At 65.8% G+C, this 15079-nt stretch carries 10 protein-coding genes and 2 pseudogenes; 4 read left to right on the top strand and 8 right to left on the bottom strand.

Features of this window, described 5'->3' with window-relative positions; all coding sequences use genetic code 11:
• Nucleotides 1-608: 608 nt before the first annotated feature.
• The 3 genes and pseudogenes from Q1M07_RS12565 to Q1M07_RS12575 form a co-directional block, all read right to left on the bottom strand.
• Nucleotides 609-1133, bottom strand: coding sequence for a DUF4410 domain-containing protein (locus Q1M07_RS12565; protein ID WP_300454234.1), 525 nt, complete (start codon nucleotides 1131-1133; stop codon nucleotides 609-611).
• A 184-nt stretch (nucleotides 1134-1317) separates the two neighbouring features.
• A pseudogene (gene fumC, locus Q1M07_RS12570) lies at nucleotides 1318-2723 on the bottom strand (class II fumarate hydratase).
• 103 nt (nucleotides 2724-2826) lie between these two features.
• The gene (locus tag Q1M07_RS12575; RefSeq protein ID WP_300454235.1) at nucleotides 2827-3504 is read right to left on the bottom strand and encodes an MBL fold metallo-hydrolase; all 678 of its coding nucleotides are present in this window, start codon (nucleotides 3502-3504) and stop codon (nucleotides 2827-2829) included.
• Nucleotides 3505-3595: 91 nt separating this feature from the next.
• Between Q1M07_RS12575 and Q1M07_RS12580 the strand changes: the two genes are divergently transcribed.
• Together Q1M07_RS12580 and Q1M07_RS12585 are read left to right on the top strand one after the other, a co-directional pair.
• Nucleotides 3596-3799 (top strand): hypothetical protein, encoded by a 204-nt coding sequence (locus tag Q1M07_RS12580; RefSeq protein WP_300454236.1) that lies wholly within the window; start codon nucleotides 3596-3598, stop codon nucleotides 3797-3799.
• A gap of 49 nt (nucleotides 3800-3848) precedes the next feature.
• Nucleotides 3849-4343 (top strand): annotated as a pseudogene (locus Q1M07_RS12585) (GNAT family N-acetyltransferase).
• A 245-nt stretch (nucleotides 4344-4588) separates the two neighbouring features.
• On the opposite strand, the gene Q1M07_RS12590 reads toward Q1M07_RS12585, so the two are convergent.
• Complete coding sequence (locus Q1M07_RS12590) at nucleotides 4589-6037, bottom strand: SIR2 family protein (RefSeq protein WP_300454238.1); 1449 nt, start codon at nucleotides 6035-6037, stop codon at nucleotides 4589-4591.
• A gap of 45 nt (nucleotides 6038-6082) precedes the next feature.
• Entirely contained in the window at nucleotides 6083-6418 is a 336-nt protein-coding gene (locus tag Q1M07_RS12595; RefSeq protein ID WP_300454240.1) for a metalloregulator ArsR/SmtB family transcription factor, read from the bottom strand.
• Between the two features lie 226 nt (nucleotides 6419-6644).
• Between Q1M07_RS12595 and Q1M07_RS12600 the strand changes: the two genes are divergently transcribed.
• The gene (locus Q1M07_RS12600) at nucleotides 6645-7655 is read left to right on the top strand and encodes an ArsJ-associated glyceraldehyde-3-phosphate dehydrogenase (RefSeq protein ID WP_300454241.1); all 1011 of its coding nucleotides are present in this window, start codon (nucleotides 6645-6647) and stop codon (nucleotides 7653-7655) included.
• Between the two features lie 98 nt (nucleotides 7656-7753).
• A complete protein-coding gene (arsJ, locus tag Q1M07_RS12605; RefSeq protein ID WP_300454243.1) occupies nucleotides 7754-9052 on the top strand; it encodes an organoarsenical effux MFS transporter ArsJ in 1299 nt (432 codons plus the stop codon).
• Nucleotides 9053-9118: 66 nt separating this feature from the next.
• Here the strand turns inward: arsJ and eno are convergent, their stop codons facing one another.
• The 3 genes from eno to Q1M07_RS12620 all read right to left on the bottom strand — a co-directional run bounded on the left by eno (nucleotide 9119) and on the right by Q1M07_RS12620 (nucleotide 14855).
• Entirely contained in the window at nucleotides 9119-10528 is a 1410-nt protein-coding gene (eno, locus tag Q1M07_RS12610; RefSeq protein WP_300454244.1) for a phosphopyruvate hydratase, read from the bottom strand.
• Between the two features lie 146 nt (nucleotides 10529-10674).
• Complete coding sequence (locus Q1M07_RS12615) at nucleotides 10675-13737, bottom strand: efflux RND transporter permease subunit (RefSeq protein ID WP_300454245.1); 3063 nt, start codon at nucleotides 13735-13737, stop codon at nucleotides 10675-10677.
• The gene (locus tag Q1M07_RS12620) at nucleotides 13734-14855 is read right to left on the bottom strand and encodes an efflux RND transporter periplasmic adaptor subunit (protein WP_300454246.1); all 1122 of its coding nucleotides are present in this window, start codon (nucleotides 14853-14855) and stop codon (nucleotides 13734-13736) included. The genes Q1M07_RS12615 and Q1M07_RS12620 overlap by 4 nt, the downstream gene beginning before the upstream one ends.
• Nucleotides 14856-15079 lie beyond the last annotated feature (224 nt).

Consider the following 15079-nt stretch of genomic DNA (forward strand, 5'->3'; position numbering starts at 1 on the left):
GTAACAGCCTGTTCCCCGACGGTCTCTCCGACGAAGCCGCCGTCGGGCTCTGCGACTATCTCTTCCAGCTCGCCACCGCCTGCGAGAGTCACTAGTTCCTCCAGCTGCGCCGTCATCACGATCGCCAACGGAACTCCTACGATCCCGAGGAACCCTGGCGCTTCCCGTCCCGCGATCCCCGATCCCGATAGACGCCTTGTCCCATGCTGCTGCCGGGGAAAATCCGCCCGACTATAGCGTGGGATACTCCTCTCGTCTCACCCCGGGATAGCTCGCGACGAAGGGTCTCAAATAGGGCGGGACGTAACCATGGTGTTGCTCATTCTTTCACGCAGCGTGCTCATGACGATCTCCTCGGTTGCTGCCGGGACGTCCCCGCAGCGAGGAGGATCGAGGATTTGCGAGTGAGTTGGGCAACGAAGCGTCGAGGCCTCGACTGCGAGAACGAAGGCTCGAAGCGAAAGAAGGGGAAGGCCTAGGCGCCGGGATCCCTACTCCAGCGCGTAGTGCTTTAGCTCAACGTCAAGCTTCAGGTGCCGGCGATCAGCAAGCGAAGCGTCGCTGCTTGACGGTCCCCTGGAAGCGCTCGTTGGATTTCCATCTGCCGCTCATTCCCTGGTGAGCTCTTTGACTGTCTCTTCGGCGAACTTCTCATATAGCCACCCCATCCGAGCGCTGTCTTGGCCACCGGCTAAACCACCCAACGCGTAGGAGACGGAAACTCCATAGCGATCAAGTTCCCTACCTTCCGAGTTTTTGAGCACAATATCTGCTGTGATGGAATCCGCTCCAGCCATGAAGCCCCACATGACCGCAGAGAAATTAGAGCGAACGCGCATGTCTTTGACGTTAATCTCAAGATTCGGGCGTGACCTATCAGCCGAGCTATTCACTAACGAGTTGGCCTCCAGCGCCCGCCTAACATGACTAAGCAGTTCTTCTGGATTGAATTTCAAATTCTCGGTCGCCTTCTTCTTGGCTTCATCCGTTAGCGACAGGGACACAGAGGCGATTTGGTTATTGGCCGAAAGGGCTACATGGGTAGCGGTCATGGTTGGTGCTCTTGTGACGCCAGACAGACACCCAGCAAGGAAAAACGCGGTCACTATTGTGGATACAAGTTTCTTGCTCATCACTGTCCCCCCTGAAGAATCTGAAACATAGCGTTTATCTGCCGCGCAGAAAGCGTCCTGCCTTGCCGCTGACGTATCCGCGGCAGATAAACCTCGTTGGACTGAAGCGCCTCGATAGCGGTACCTATCTTATGGGAATTGTAAGCGTCCCGCACCCTGGGTCAAGCCACGGCTGATCGGCGAGTCAGCGCGGCTCGCCGTCGCTGCCCGTCAGCATCGCTGCCGGTCTGAGCCAACGGTCGAAGTCCTCCGCCGTCACGTGGCCGAGCGCCAGCGCCGCTTCGCGCAGCGTGCTGCCCTGCTGATGCGCGCGGCGCGCGATTTCCGCCGCGCGGTCGTAGCCGATATGCGGTACGAGCTCCGTGACCAGCATCAGCGAGCGCTCCAGAAGTTCGGCGATACGCTCGCGACGCGCTTCGATACCGCGCACGCAATGCGCCTCGAAGCTCGTCATGCCGTCCGCCAGCAACCGGATGCTCTGCAGGAAGTTGTGGGCAATCAGCGGCTGGCAGACGTTGAGCTCGAAGTTGCCGGCGGCACCGCCCAGGCCGATGGCGACATCGTTGGCCATCACCTGGTAGCACAGCATCGTCAGCGCCTCGCATTGCGTCGGGTTGACCTTGCCGGGCATGATCGAGCTGCCGGGTTCGTTTTCCGGCAGGCTGATCTCGCCGACTCCCGCGCGCGGCCCCGACGCCAGCCAGCGCAGGTCGTTGGCGATTTTCACCAGCGCGACGGCGAGCGTCTTCAGCGTGCCGTGCGCGGCGACCAGGCCGTCGCGTGCCGCCAGCGCGGCGAACTTGTTGGCTGCACTGAAAAACGGCAGCCCGCTGCGGCGAGCGAGTTCGGCCGCCACGCGGGCGCCGAACTCCGGGTGCGTGTTGAGCCCGGTGCCGACCGCCGTGCCGCCGATGGCGAGCGGATAGAGCGACGACAGCGCGCCGTCGAGCAGCGACTCGGCGTGCTCGAGCTGCGCGACGTAGCCCGAGAACTCCTGGCCGAGCGACAAGGGCGTCGCGTCCTGCAGGTGCGTGCGGCCGATCTTGACGATCTCGGCGAAGGCCGCCGACTTCGCCACCAGCGTCGCCTTGAGCCGCGCCAGTGCCGGCCGCAGCGCGTGGGCGATGCCGGTCGCGGCGGCCAGATGCATGGCGCTGGGAAAGACGTCGTTCGAAGACTGTCCGAGATTCACCTCGTCGTTGGCATGAACGCGGCGCGTCTCGCCGCGTTCGCCGCCGAGCAGCTCAGAGGCCCGGTTGGCCAGCACTTCGTTCACATTCATGTTGCTTTGCGTCCCCGATCCGGTCTGCCAGACCGAAAGCGGAAACTCCTGCGCGTGGCGCCCGGCGAGCACTTCCTCGGCTGCCACGGCGATGGCGCCCGCCTTGTCGGCCGGGAGCCGCCCGAGCTCGCCGTTGACCCGTGCGGCGGCCGCCTTGACCGCGACGAGCGCCAGAACCAAATCCTCGGGCAGGCGTTCCCTGGAGATCGAAAAAATTCGAGCGAGCGTTGCGTCTGCGCCCCCCAGAGCCGGTCGGTCGGCACCTCGATGCCACCGAAGGAATCCCGTTCGCGGCGCGTGGCGCTCATCGTCCGCCGCCGGCCGGGAAAGCCCGCGTTTCGTCAGTGCTCATGCCTGTTCTCCTGTTCATGATGCGCTACAACTGTTGACGCCTTCCCGGCCGAGCAGCGGTCAGTCTTCGACAAAGCGCTCGATGAAAGCGGCGACCGCCGCTCGTCCGACGAAGACGCCGAAGTGCCCCTCGCAGAGGATGTCGGCCTGCAGCGCCAGGAGCTTGCGCAGCGACGCCTGATAGTCGCTTCGTTTGGACAACAGGTCCGGGTGCAGGGGTCCATGCACGTCCTGGGCGAAAACGACTCGCCGACCGTCCGATTCGACCACGTAGGCCACCGAGCCGGGCGAGTGCCCTGGCAGGTGGAGCGCCTGAAGCGATCGCTGGCCGAGAAAAAAGCGCTCGCCGTCGGCGAGCCGGACATCGACCGGGCAGGGTGCGAGATGTTCCCCGTACCACGCGGCGGCGCTCACCCTATCGTCGCCGCTTTCCAGATACCGCGCCTCGAGTGCGTGCAGCGCCACCGGCCAGCCGAAGCGACGCCGCAGGCCGGCGGCGCCACCGCTGTGGTCGTAGTGGCAATGCGTGAGCAGCAGGTGGCTGATCTGCTCCGGCACGACCCCGGCTGCTTCGACGTTCTGCAGCAGGCGATCGGTCGCCCGGCCGCAACCGGCGTCGATCAGCGCCGCAAGCTCGCCGAAGTGGACGAGGTAGACCGCCGCATCGTTACCGTGCGTCAGGCCCGGCCCGCCGACCTGGCTGATTTCCGGGGTGATCGCCAAAACCCGAGGTCCCATTCCTCACTCCTCCTGTTGCCGATGCGTTGCCCTTGCCGGCCGAGCGGGGCGGCGGCGCTCGCGTCTGAGCGCCTGCCGTCGGCGCAGGCGAATGACGGCCGGCGGGGCCGATGCGCTGCAAGCGCCTGGCGTCGTTCCGCTGGCCCGCCACGAGCGAGCCATCGTGCCGCATTATTGCGCGCTGGTCCATCCTGCGCGGGCGCCAGGCGAGGCATCATCGGGGGCACCACCAACCACACCACCGGGTGACACGGATGACGCCGCCACGCCGCCCGCCCGCAATCCGGTACTCTAGCGCCTCATGGCCGTCGAGGCGCCTTGGGAAGCAGAAGCCCCACCCAGGCATGAACCTCCAACTCGGCGCGCCGCAACCACTGACGGCGGCGCACCGCACGGATGAATTCGAGTGCGGCGAAGGCGTGCTCGATGAGTGGCTCAAATGACGCGCCATGGCCTACCAGTTGACCGGCGCCAGCCACACGTTCGTGGTGCCCGATCAAGGCCTTCGCATCCGCGGCTATTACGCGATGGCCGCCGGCGCTGTGTCACACCAGACGGCCACAAGTTCAGTGCGGCGCAACAGGCCCGACCCAGTGCCGGTGATGGTGCTGGCCCGGCTCGCCGTCGATCGTCGCGCCCAAAGCATCAAACTTGGCGCCGCGCTGCTGCAGGATGCCGTGAATCGGGCGGTGGTCGTGTCGCAAAACGCGGGAGTCAAAGCCTTGCTGGTGCGCGCCATTCACGACCAAGCCAGACAGTTCTACGAGCATTACGGATTTCGGGCTTCGCCGGCACACCCCATGACGCTGATGCTGCGCTTGAGCAGCGGGAAGCTCTGAGAGCCTGTGAAAGTATTCCGCCAAGTCCGCTCGCCAGCCAGGCGCCTCCTGTAGCAAGCCGGGTGCGGGTACGGGTCGGCGCCGGGGGCCGCCACGTTCCGCGCGCTCGATCAAGCCAAGGGAAATCAGCACGCTTGCATCGTCGGGCAGGCGTTTGACGTCCCGGCCGCCAGCGGCGGGGAACTGGCGAACGACTACCCGTGGGGCGGCCGGGTCGGTGGTGCTTCTCCCCGTCGCCGCCAGCCTCAGGAGGTCCTGCCGGATTGGCCGCCGTGCACGAAGGGCGCCCAGCGCTGGCTCGGGTAGGCCAGCGAGTAAGGCCGATCAGGGTCGGGCGTGCCGGCGACGATGTAGCCGCGAACGGCCATGGCGCCGTCGACCACGGGGCCGCCGCAGGATCCCGGGGCGACGTAGCAGGCGAGCGCCAGCAGACCGGCGACGTCGCCGACCGCTTCGATGGTGATCGGTCGCTTTTCGCTACGCAAGACGGCGCCGGCGCTGATTCCCGTCTTCTCGCCAGCGGCGACGGCCACCTGAACCGCTTCGCCGGCCGCCGGTGGGCGGCTGTCGACCCGCAGCCCGATGGCGTACACGTCGGCCGGCACGTCGAGCAGGGCCGGACCGAAGGGGTGGCCGGTGTCACTTCGCCTCACGCGCGCCCGGAAGCGGCGCTGGTCGCGACCGACCAGGACGAGATGATCGGCTTCGAGCAGGGCCGCGACGTCGAAGCGGTTGCAGACGATGAGGCGCGGCTCGGCGAGCAGGAAAGCGGTGGCCACCGGCATGCCGTCCGGTCCGACGATGCCGAAAACGGCGGACATCAGGTCGTCCAGGGTTTGCGCACCGGCCGCCGCCAGCGCCGGGCCAGCGGCCGGCGCCGCGCTGTGCCGCGTGCGGCGGGTGCTGTCGCGCAGCGGGGTGGCGAGTTCGACCTGCAGCGCCTGCGCCAGCGCGGGGAAGAAATCCTCGAAGGCGCATTCCGGCGCCACGACGGCACGCAGAGACGCGTTCCCGGTCAGGTGGTCGGGTACAGCCTTGGGATGGGTAAACCAGACGTCGCCGCCGGCTGTGTCGACCAGCTCGCGGACGCGCGCGTCGCGCAGGCTGTAGCCGACGACCAGGAAGTCGCGGCCGTCCACCGCCGGCTTCAGGTAGGGCGAGACTTCGGCCAGGAAGTCGTCCATTTCCTCGACCGTCCACGCCATGAAGCGCTGGAAAAGATCGCCATGCAGCTTGACCACCTTGACGCGCGGGCTCTGGCCGCGCAGCAGGAGTGGCAGGCGGTCGGGGCGGATCACGCCGTTGACGATGAGCAGGTAGTCGCGCCGCCAGAGGCGCGCCGCGGCCAGCGCGTCGTCGAGCAGGGGGTCCATGTTGGTGGTCAGGACGAGGTCGAAATAATTCTCGGCGCAGAGTGCGGCGAGCGCCCGGTAGCCGGCGCTGACTGCGGACGGTTGGCGGGTCTGCAGGAAGTCGGCCAGGTAGCGGTAGCGTTCGCTGGCCGTCGTCGGCCCGATCTTGCGGCAGAAGGCGTCGAAGTCGGCGCAGGCGAAAAAGCGGAACAGTTCGTCCATGGCGCCGATCCCGGCGTCGACCGAGGCGCCCGCGCCGAGCAGCAGGACGGGCGGCCGGTCGCCGACCGTGCGGCGCATGCGAAGGTCTTTGACCAGGTCGGGAAACGAGCGTGGCACCATAGGATCTTCCCCTGGGAGGTCGCCGCCGGTCCAGCGGCCGGCCGTTCAGCCGGCGGAATCGACGGCTTGCGGTTTTCGCGGCTGGCAGATTTCGGGCCGCCCGCCGCAGCAACTGTCCGTCAGGAAACCGACCAGCGCGTCTATCGTCTGGATCGCCGCATGGCAGCGCACGAAGCGCCCTTCCTGGACGGTGGTCACCAGGCCGGCGTGAGTCAAGGTCTTGAGGTGGAAAGACAGCGTCGGAGCGGGAAGTTCCAGTTGCTCGGCGATCAGGCCGACGGTCATCCCGGTCGGCGCGTTCTGTACCAGCAGTCGGAAAATGGCGAGGCGGCTGTCCTGAGCCAGCGCGGCGAGCGCGGCAACGGCATCGGCGTTTGTCATGCTTCCAACAATACCGAAATAAGGCCCATCATGCAAAGAGTTTGCCGCTCGCCGCCCGGCTTGCCGCATCCGCCGCCACCGTGCGGGCTTTACTTGTTTTCAAGATTCTAGCAATATGGAAGCGTATTCGCAGACCGGGCCCTCGGCGGCGGCTTTTCCGGTTGGCCGGCGCCGAGCCGCCCATCGTGCGTCACGACTTACCACTCACCACTCGGAGGATCAGGAAATGGCTGTCAAGGTCGGTATCAACGGTTTCGGTCGTATCGGCAGGCTGGCGCTGCGCGCGGCGTGGGGCTGTCCGGAACTGGAGTTCGTGCATATCAACGAGGCGAACGGGCCGGTGGCGTCGGCCGCCCATCTGCTCGAATTCGATTCGGTGCATCGCCGCTGGCCGCACGAAGTAAGCGTCGGCGACGGACAGATGCTGATCGACGGCAAGGCGATCGGTTACAGCAGCGCGCGCGACGTTGCCGGCGGGCCGTGGCGCGAGGCCGGAGTCGATATCGTTCTCGAGGCCAGCGGCAAGTGGCGCACGGTCGATGAACTGTCGCCCTACCTGGCGGCCGGCGTTAGGAAGGTGATTGTCGCCGCGCCGGTCAAGGGTGGCGACGCCTTGAACATCGTCATGGGGGTCAACGACCAGCTTTACGATCCGGCGCGCCACGACATCGTCACCGCCGCGTCCTGTACCACCAACTGCCTGGCGCCGGTGGTCAAGGTGGTGCATGAAGCGATCGGCATCGCGCACGGCATGATCACGACGATCCACAGCTCGACCAACACGCAGAGCGTGCACGACCAGATGCACAAGGACTTGCGCCGGGCGCGCGCTTCCAGCCTGTCGCTGGTGCCGACGACGACCGGCTCGGCGACGGCGATCGCGCTGATCTTCCCCGAATTGAAAGGCAAGCTCGATGGCCACGCGGTGCGCGTTCCGCTGCTCAACGCCTCGCTTACCGACTGTGTTTTCGAAATGCGGCGCTCGACCAGCGTCGACGAGGTCAACGGCCTGCTCAAGGCCGCCGCCGCGGGCCCGCTCAAGGGAATCCTGGGTTACGAGGAGCGGCCTCTGGTGTCGATGGACTACTCTGGCGATCCGCGCTCGTCGATCGTCGACGCGGCGCACACGCTGGTCATCAACGGTACTTTGGTCAAGATTTATGCCTGGTACGACAACGAGTGGGGGTATGCCAACCGTTACGTCGAACTGGCACGCAAGCTGGCGGCCTCCTTATAGGCGGATCGCCCGACAGCGCCGCGGCGGTCGTCATCGCGCGCCCTGGCGCGGCTGACGGCAGGCCGGGGCGGGCCCCCAATTCCAACGGAGCAAGAACGATGAGCGATTTCTCCTCGGCGAGAAGCGACGCGGCGCGCGCCGGCCTGCGCAACTACGCGCTGGTCACCGGCGCTTACTGGGCCGACACGGTGACCGATGGCGCGACCCGCATGCTGGTGCTGTTCTACTTCTATACGCTGGGCTATACGCCGCTGGCCGTGGCTTCGCTGTTCGTTTTCTACGAAGTCTTCGGCATCCTGACCAATCTCTTCGGTGGCTACCTCGGCGCCCGCTTCGGGCTCAAGACGACGCTTTTCATCGGCCTCGGCACGCAAGTCGTCGCGCTGTCGATGCTCGCCTTCGCCCCTCAGGGCTGGCTGGTCGTCGCGTGGGTGATGGTCTCGCAGGCGCTGAGCGGGATCGCCAAGGACATGACGAAGATGAGTTCCAAGAGCGCGGTCAAGCTGATCGTGCCCGAGGACTCGTCGGCCACGCTATACCGCTGGGTGTCCATTCTCACCGGTTCGAAGAACGCGCTGAAGGGAGTGGGCTTCTTCCTCGGTGGCCTGTTGCTGACGCTGTTCGACTTCCAGACGGCGCTCAGGATGCTCGTCGCGCTGGTGGCGATCACTCTGCTGCTCGCCGCCTGGCTGATGCGTGGCGGCCTTGGGCAGGCGAACAAGAAAGCCAAGTTCGGCCAGATGTTCTCGCGCAACGCGGCGGTCAACAAGCTGGCGGCGGCGCGCATCTTTCTTTTCGGCGCGCGCGACGTGTGGTTCGTCGTCGGCCTGCCGGTCTTCCTGTCGAGCGTCCTCGGCTGGACTTTCTGGCAGTCGGGCGGGTTTCTCGCCGTGTGGGTGATCGGCTACGGCATCGTCCAGGCGGCGACGCCCGGTCTGTTGCGCAGTCGGGTCGAAGGGCAGCACGAACCGGACGGGCGGACGGCGACCATCCTGGCTTTCGTTCTCGCCGCCTTGCCGGCCGGGATAGCCCTGGCGCTCGGCGCGGGGTTCGCGCCGGCGGCCGTCGTGGTCGGTGGATTGATCGTTTTCGGCGCGGTTTTTGCGCTCAACTCGGCGGTGCATTCCTACCTGATCCTGGCCTACACCGACAGCGACAAAGTGGCGATGAACGTCGGTTTCTACTACATGGCCAACGCCGCCGGCCGCCTGGCCGGCACGGTACTGTCGGGGGCGCTCTATCAGTGGGGGCTGCAGAGCGGGCCAGACAAGGGTCTGATTGCCTGTCTGTGGGCTTCGTCGGCTTTCGTCGTCGTCGCGGGCCTGCTTTCGCTGCTCTTGCCGCGCCACCCCGGTCCGCGCTCGAAGCCGATCCAGCTCGGCGACCTGGGGGACTGACGCGAGGCTGGCGGAAAAAAAAAAGCATCGCCGCGGCGATGCTTTTTTTGTATATGGTGCGTCGGACTAGAAGCCGGCGCCCTTGATCGACTTGAGTCCCTTGTACACCGCCTTGCGGCCGAGTTGTTCCTCGATGCGCAGCAACTGGTTGTACTTGCAGATGCGGTCGGTGCGCGACAGCGAACCGGTCTTGATCTGGCCGGCGCCGGTGCCGACGGCGAGGTCGGCAATGAACGAGTCTTCGGTCTCGCCGGAGCGGTGCGACGAGATTACGCCGTAGCCGGCTTTCTGCGCCATCTTGATGGCGTCCAGCGTTTCGGTCACGGTGCCGATCTGGTTGACCTTGATCAGGATCGCGTTGGCCGCCTTCATGTCGATGCCCTGCTGGAGGCGGGCTGGATTGGTGACGAAGAAGTCGTCGCCGACGATCTGCACCTTGTCGCCCAGTGCCTTGGTGAGCTTGACGTAGCCTTCCCAGTCGCTCTGGTCCAAGCCATCCTCGATCGAGACGATGGGGTACTTCTTGCACCACTCGGTGTACACGGCGATCATTTCGTCGTCGCTGAACAGCTTTTCCGGATTCGACTTCCAGAACTTGTAGCCCTGGCGGCCGCCTTCGTCGAAGAGTTCGGACGACGCGCAGTCGAGCGCGATGGCGATCTGCTTGCCCGGCTTGTAGCCGGCGGCGACGATCGCCTGCATGACGACCTCGAGCGATTCGTCGTTCGTCAGGTTGGGCGCGAAACCGCCTTCGTCGCCGACCGCCGTGACGTGCCCGCCTTTCTTGAGGATGGACTTCAGCGCGTGGAAGATTTCGGTGATCCAGCGCAGTCCCTCCGAGAAGGACGAGGCGCCGACCGGCATGATCATGAACTCCTGGAAGTCGATCAGGTTGTCGGCGTGCTTGCCGCCGTTGATGATGTTGGCCATCGGTGTCGGCAGGCTGAATTCACGGTTCTTGTGCAGTTTTCCGATGTACTTCCAGAGCGGCATGTTGCTCACGTTGGCGCCGGCCAGGGTGATCGCCATCGACGCGCCGAGGATCGCGTTGGCGCCCAGGTTCGACTTGTTGGGCGTGCCGTCGAGGGCGATCATCGCTTCGTCGAGTGCCCGCTGGTCGAGCGGGTTCTTGCCCTTGAGAAGCTTGGCGATCTTGGTATTGACGGCGTCCACGGCCTTCAGCACGCCCTTGCCGAGATAAGCTTTCTTGTCGCCGTCGCGCAGTTCGCAGGCCTCGAATTCTCCGGTCGAGGCGCCCGACGGGACGGCGGCGCGCGCCAGGAAACCGTTGTCGAGGGTGATGTCGACCTCAACCGTCGGGTTGCCGCGCGAGTCCAGGATTTGTCGGCCGACGACCTTGGTGATCTTGACGAATTCGGGGGTGGCTTCGGGAGTGACTTCGGGAGTGGCTTCGGGGCTGGCTTCTTCGGTTTGTTTTGCTTTCGGGGTTTTCTTGACTTTGTCGGCTTTGGCCATGATCGAGCTCCGTGGGAGTGGTTTGCGGAAAACTGCGCGGGAAAGGTCTGCGGACGATCATACCGAATACAGATGACACGGTGCAATGCCTGCAGGCGGGAAAAGAGCCCGCTGCCGACAATTACCCGAGCCGCCTGCTTCGTAGCTCAGCGCCGTGCGCCGGGCAGGAGTTTCCGGACGCCCTGGACGGCGTCGTCGACGTAGCTGAAAACGACGGGAACGACGAGCAGGCTGAGGAAAGTCGAGGTGATCAGCCCGCCGATGACGACGATCGCCATCGGCGCGCGGAAGCTCGGATCGGTGCCCAGGCCGATGGCGATCGGCAGCATGCCGGCGCCCATGGCGACGGTGGTCATGACGATCGGCCGGGCGCGCTTGCGGCAGGCGTCGAGCAGGGCGTCCCAGCGGTCGAGTCCGTGATCGCGGCGGGCGAGAACGACGTAATCGATGAGCAGGATCGAGTTCTTGGTGGCGATTCCCATCAGCATGATCAGGCCGATCATCGACGGCATCGAGAGCGCGGTCTGCGTCACGAAAAGGGCCAGGAAGGCACCCGGAACCGAAAGCACGAGAGCGGCCAGAATGGTCACCGGCTGCACGAAATCGCGCAACAGCAAGACCAGGACGACGTAGATGCAGAGGACGCCGGTCAACATCGCCAGCCCGAAGCTCTGGAACAGTTCACCCATCGCTTCGGCGTCGCCGATCGTCGTCTGGATGATGCCGGCCGGCAGTTTCCTGAGGCTGGGCAGGGCGAGCGCCATTTTCTCGACTTCGCCCAGCGGCTGCTGGTTGAGTTCGATTTCGAAGTTGATGTTGCGCAGACGGTCGTAGCGGTCGATCTCGGCCGGACCGCCCGCCAGGCTCAGGTGAGCGACGCTGCCGATCATCACCGGGCCGTTCTTGCCCGTCACAGTCAGGCGGGCAAGCAGGTCCGGATCGCCACGCGCCGCTGGCGGCAGCTTGACGACGATGGGGATCTGCCGCTGCGCCAGATTGAGCTTGGCCAGGCTCTGGTCGTAGTCGCCGGCCGTAGCGATGCGCAAGACCTCGGCGATGGCCGCCGAGGTGACGCCGAGGTCGGCGGCCGCGGCGAAATCCGGCCGCACGATGAGCTCCGGCCGGACCAGGCTGGCGCTGCTCGTGATGGCCCCGACGCCGGGCAGGGTGCGCAGTTCGCGCTCGACGCTTCGTGCGTGTTCGGTGAGCAGGGGGCCGTTTTCGCTGGCCAGCACGAGGACGTATTTTTCGCTCGAACCGCCGAGGCCGACTCTGACCTGGACCCCCGGCAGGAGAGCCAAGGCCTCGCGCAGTTGCCCTTCGACCTCCTGTTTCGTGACGCCGCCGCGTGCGCTGCGCGGTGTCATGTTGATGGTCAGCGTCGCTTTGCGCACTTCGGCCGCGCCGCGTGGCGCAAACGGATCGCTGCCGGTGGCGCCACCGCCGACCGCCGTGTACACCATTTTCACGTGCCGGTTTCGCTCGACGATTCGCCGGGCTTCTTCGGCCATCGCCAGGCTGTCGCGGAAGGTGCTGCCGGGCGGCAGCGAAAGATAGACCTGGGTTTGCGAGAGGTCGTCGGGCGGGATGAAGCCGGTCGCCAGCATCGGCAGCAAGGCGAAGGAACCGAAGAAGAAGAGGGTGGTCGCCAGCACGGTGCGCCCCCGGTGCCGCAGGCACCCGATCGCCCAGTCGGTGTAGATGGCCAGCCAGCGCGCTTCGCCAGGTTTTTTTCTGGGTGGCCGCAGGAGGTAGGCGGCCATCATCGGTGTCAGCAGCCGGGCGACGACGAGCGAGAAGAAGACGGCGATCGCCGCGGTCCACCCGAAATGGACGAAAAACTTGCCGGCGACGCCGCTCATGAAGGCGGTCGGCAGAAAGACGGCGATCAGCGCGAAAGTGGTCGCGATGACCGCCAAGCCGATTTCGTCGGCGGCTTCCATGGCCGCTTGATAGGGCGTCTTGCCGAGGCGCAGGTGGCGCATGATGTTTTCGATTTCGACGATCGCGTCGTCGACCAGAATGCCGACCACCAATGACAGCGAGAGCAGGGTGACGACATTGAGCGTGAAGCCCATCAGATACATTGCGGCGAAAGTCGGGATCATCGACAGCGGCAGCGCGGTGGCGGAAACGAAGGTGGCCCGCCAGTCGCGCAGAAAGAGCCAGACGACGATGACGGCGAGGACGGCTCCTTCGATCAGCAGCCACATCGACCCCTCGAAATTTTCGATCACCGGGTCGACGAAGTTGAAGGCTTCGGTAATCTCGATGTCGGCGTTCGCCGCCTGCAATGTTGCCAGGGCGGCACGCACGCCGTCTGCCAGTTCGACTTCGCCGGCACCGCGCGCGCGAACGATTTCGAAGCCGACGACCGGCCGGCCATTGAGCAGCGCGGCGGATCGTTGTTCGGCGACGCTGTCGCGCACCACGGCCAGTTCTTCGAGCCGCACCCGGCGGCCGTCGCCGAGGGCGATTTCCATGGCGCTCAGTTCTTGCGCCGAGCGCACCGTGGCGATGGTGCGCACCGACTGCTCCGCACCGCCGACGTCGGACCGACCTCCGGAAGCTTCCTGCTGAATCTGTCGCAACTGGCGGGAAATGTCGGCCGCCGTGGCGCGCAGCGCGAGCAGGCGTGCGGGGTCCAGTTCGACGCTGATTTCGCGGCTGACGCCGCCGACGCGAGTCACTGCGCCGACGCCGCGAACGTTGAGCAGCGTCTTGGCGACGAGGTTGTCCACGAACCACGACAGCGCTTCGTCGTCCATCCGGGTCGAGGCCACGGTGTAGGTGAGAATGGGTGCTCCGGCCAGACTGACGCGCGCAATCACCGGGTCCTTGAGATCGCCGGGAAGGTCGGAGCGAATGCGTGAAACGGCGTCGCGCACATCGTCCACCGCTTCCTGCGTCGCTTTCTCGAGCCGGAACTCGACGGTGACCGTCGCCGTTCCGTCTTGCACCTTGGTGTAGATGTGCTTGACGCCCTGCAAGGTGGCGACCGAATTCTCGATCTTGCGGGCGACTTCGGTTTCCATCTGCGCCGGCGCGGCGCCGGCCAGGGTGGCGGTGACCGTCACCGTAGGCAGGTCGACGTCGGGAAACTGCTGGATCTTCATGCCTCTGAAGGACATCGTGCCGAACAGGGTAAGCATGACGAACAGCAGCACGGCCGGAATCGGATTGCGAATCGACCACGACGAAACGTTCATTGCGCTTGACCGGCGGCCGCCAGACGCACGCTGTCGCCGTCGGCGAGGAAGGCGCCGCCGCTGGCGACGACTCTGGCGTCCGGGTCGAGTCCGCCGGTGATTTCTATCCGTTCGCCCTGGCGCCGCCCGGTATCGACCTTGGCTTGCCGCACCTTGGCGAGCGACTCGTTTGCCGGGTCGTCGGCCGCTTCGAGGCGGAAGACGTAGGCAAAACCTTCACGCAGCTGGACGGCGCTCTGCGGCAGCGTCCAGGCGGACCGCCGGCCGATCTCGAACTGGCCGCTGGCGAACATTCCGGCGCTCAGTACCGGCGCCGCGTCGCCAGGGAGATCGACATACACCAGCCCCTGGCGGGTCTGCGGATCGACCGTCGGGGCGACTCCGCGCACCCGTCCGGCGAGCACGGCGCCACTCGGGCTCACAACTTGAGCGGGCAGGCCAGGTTTGAAGTGAACCAGGTCGGCGGCCGTCACTTCGGCCCGCCATTCCAGGCGTCCGCCGCGAATCAGACGAAACAGTTCCTGTCCTGGCTGGGTCAGCGAACCGACCGTCGCGGTGCGGGCGGAGATAAGCCCATCGTCGGGTGCGACGACCTCGACCTTCGAGCGCCGCAGTTCGGCGGAGCGCAGGCGGGCCTGTGCGGCGTTCAGCCTAGCGAGCGCCGTTTCGGCAACGGTCTGGCTCTGGATCGCCTGCTGCGGACTGTAGAAACCCTGCGCACGCAGTTGCCTGGCGCGTTCCTGATTGGCGCGCGCTTCGCGCAGTGTCGCGGCCGCTTCGGCCACGCTGGCGCGGGTCTCGGCCAGTTCGCTATCGACCGCGTCGCTGGCGATGCGCGCCAGAACATCGCCTTTGCGGACCCGATCGCCGACGTTGACCCGCACTTCGGTGAGACGGTAGTTGCCGAGTTCGGGCCCGATGATTGCTTCCTGCCAGGCGGCGACATTGCCGCCGGCAGCGAGCGTCAGCGGCCAGTCGATGCGCTGCGGGGCGACTGCAGTGACGGTGAGCGCTGGTTTGGCGGCGGGCGCGAGCGGCGGCGCCGCCGCTTCATCCCGACAACCGGCCAACACCAGCGCCATGGCGGGTACGAGGAGTGCGAGCTTGAGCTTGATCATGCTTGTTGGTGGGCCGCGGTAGACGGCGAATCGGGAACCGGTAGGTGGCCGGCTATTGTCGCAGAAGCTGGCGAGTTTTCCGTTGCCGGCGGCTTGCCGACCGCTGCCGGATGGAGATTCCGCGTCGTGCCGCGACGACCATGAGTGCGCACCGGGACGCAATGCTATAGACTCGGCTTCAGCGTGGGTCGTCGGCACGGGATTCACGATCAATCACTCACCAG

Origin of the sequence: Accumulibacter sp. (genome assembly GCF_029255285.1) — a bacterium.
Lineage (GTDB): Bacteria > Pseudomonadota > Gammaproteobacteria > Burkholderiales > Rhodocyclaceae > Accumulibacter.